Annotated in this window: 2 protein-coding genes and 1 pseudogene; 2 read left to right on the top strand and 1 reads right to left on the bottom strand. The window is 63.4% G+C overall.

Translation table 11 applies throughout. The annotated features are described in order from the left end of the window. Positions 1–438 (bottom strand): annotated as a pseudogene (locus ACO48X_RS11095) (hypothetical protein); the annotation flags it as partial. 262 nt (positions 439–700) lie between these two features. On the opposite strand from ACO48X_RS11095, the gene ACO48X_RS11100 reads away from it, so the two are divergent. Both ACO48X_RS11100 and ACO48X_RS11105 read left to right on the top strand, forming a co-directional pair. Further along, complete coding sequence (locus ACO48X_RS11100; protein ID WP_485002143.1) at positions 701–1,438, top strand: NAD-dependent protein deacylase; 738 nt, start codon at positions 701–703, stop codon at positions 1,436–1,438. Between the two features lie 262 nt (positions 1,439–1,700). Continuing rightward, the coding region (locus ACO48X_RS11105; protein WP_485002144.1) for a LacI family DNA-binding transcriptional regulator at positions 1,701–2,494 on the top strand (794 nt) is incomplete at its 3' end.

Raw genomic sequence — 2,494 nt, forward strand, 5'->3', positions numbered from 1 at the left:
GATCTTGTCATCGGGGATCGGCAGGCCGCCCTCGGCGACGTGGAAGACGCCGGCCGTTGTGCGGCGGTCGTTTCGAGGGTTGTGTAGGACGCCTCCCAGCACTTTGTAGCTCTCGACGTAGTCGGAGACGAAGCTCGTGGAATCCGACGGGAGAGACAGCGCGCGAGCCAGGCCGGGCTGGTCGAGCACGAAAGTGGAGCGCGGCAGCTGAGGCGTTTCGGCGGCGCCCTCCAAATAGGAGTCGAGGAAATTCTGGATGCGCTGATCGGCAGCGCAGGGGCGATGTGCCAGGCGGCGAGAAAGCTCGCGCTGGCGCGCCAATATCGGGGACATGAGGCTGTCAGTCTCGCTCTGATCGGCCTGTGCCAAAGCGGGAATTCCCAGAAGCTCCAAGCGCAGGGCGATGGCGGAAGCAGTGGCTGCGTCTTTAATCGTCATGACATGAGCCTAGCGAACCCGGGAGCCTCTAACCTGTTACGTTCCGCCTAGAAAGACGAAACGCACGAAGCTCGGGCGGCGCCAGGCGGTGCGAAGGCCGGACAGTGCTAGGCGGTGCGAAGGCCGGACGTCGCCAGGCGGTGCGAAGGCCGGGCGGCGCGGAACGGCGTCGTGAAAAGCCTGCGTCGTAAAGCTTGCGTCGTAAAAGGCCGACGTCGCGAAACCGGCTGTGGCGCGGCGCTCCAAGGTCTAGGCTGGTGGTATGGACAGTCAATGGCGCCAGCTGGCTCAATGGATCGCGCAATCGAATCGCATCGTCTTTTTCGGCGGCGCCGGGGTCTCGACGGAGTCTGGCATACCGGACTTTCGCGGCGCCAAAGGGTTTTTCCATCAGGATCGCGAAATCCCGATCGAGCGCGTTTTGTCCATCGATTTCTTCGAGACCCACCCGCAGGCGTATTGGGAGTGGTTTGCGCAGGAAAACGCCCGCGAGGGAGTCGCGCCGAATGCCGCGCACAAGTTTCTGGCGGAGCTCGAAAAGAGGGGCTCGCTTTCGGCCGTCGTCACGCAGAACATCGACGGGCTCCACCAGTCGGCGGGATCCGAGCGGATTTTCGAGCTGCACGGGAATTGGTCGCGGCTGCTGTGCACGGGCTGCGGACGGCCTTTTTCGATAGCCGATTTCGACGAGGCGCGGACGGGAGCGGTTCCCCGCTGCCCTTCATGCGACTGCGTCGTGCGGCCCGACATCGTCTTTTACGGGGAGATGCTCGGCAGCGGCGTTCTGGAGGGCGCGGTCAGGGCGATCGCCGACGCCGACATGCTGATCGTCGCCGGAACGAGCCTCGTCGTATATCCGGCCGCCGGCCTCATCGACTACTACGACGGCGACCGCCTTGTGCTCATGAACGCCACGCCCACCCCCTACGACTCGCGGGCGAACCTTGTGATCCGCGAGCCGGTGGGAAAGGTGTTCGCTGAACTCTCCCAAGCCGTCTGACCGCGGCGGTTCGGCCACGGCCCTTGGCCCGATGCCTCCGGCAAGAGTCTGGTTCGCACAAGGCCTTGACGAATCTTAAACTGTTCGGTGTGAGCATCGGGCTTGGACCGGTGCGCCGTATCTCAGGAGCCCTCCGCCAAGGCGGAGGGCTCCTCGTTTATTTCTTGGGTTTGCCCAGCTTTTATGGGTACATTGGTCAGCGAAAACGATTTTCCATTCAAGTTCGTTCGTTTTCCCGTTCAAAAGGAGGCGGTCAACCGTCATGGTCAGCCTCGCAGACATCGCCGCTGCGACAGGGTACTCGAAGGCCACAGTGTCTCGGGTTCTCAAAGGAGACCCCACGTTCACCGTGCGTGAAGAAACGCGCAGGCGCATCCTTCAAGCCGGCAATGAGATGGGGTATTCCGTGCAGGGGCGTCGCGTAGGAATTCCGCAGGACGTGGCCGTCTTGGACAACATCGACCCCGAGCGCGGGCTGCAGGACGCCTATTTCTTTGAGATCCGCGAGGCCTTGAAAGCCAAAGCCGACGAACACAACACAAAACTCACCCCGTTTCCCGACACGCGTTCCCTCGTGGGCGCGGGCAAGAAATTCGACGGTTTCATTTCCATAGGCCCGGCGCCGCTGGCCGACGACGATTTCACGGCCCTCAGCCAGGAGCTGCCGCATGGCGTGTTCATCGACATCAATCCGGCTCCGGGGCTGTTCCACTCGGTGCGGCCGGATTTGCAGCAAACGGTTCTTGACGGGCTTGACGCGCTGATGGCGGCGGGCCGTCGTCGCATCGCCTTTGTCGGCGGAACGGGCCACATCATGGGCCGGCATTTTTACGACGAGGAGCTTCGCCATTTGGCGTACTCGAACTGGGCGCAGCGTTTGGGCCTCGACGTCGACGGCCTTTCATACGTCGGCGGCGCCTTCACCGTCGAGAACGGCCGCGGCCTGACTGCCCGGCTGATCGCGGAAAACGAGGATCGCATGCCGGATGCGATCCTCGTCGCCGCGGACCCGCTGGCCGTGGGCGCGTTGCAGGCCCTCGACGCCGCAGGCGTCCG

Source organism: Peptidiphaga sp., assembly GCF_057238965.1.

Excerpts from the sequence above, each read along its gene's own strand:
- ACO48X_RS11100 (WP_485002143.1), top strand. The coding sequence starts at position 701 with ATGGACAGTCAATGGCGCCAGCTGGCTCAATGGATCGCGCAATCGAAT.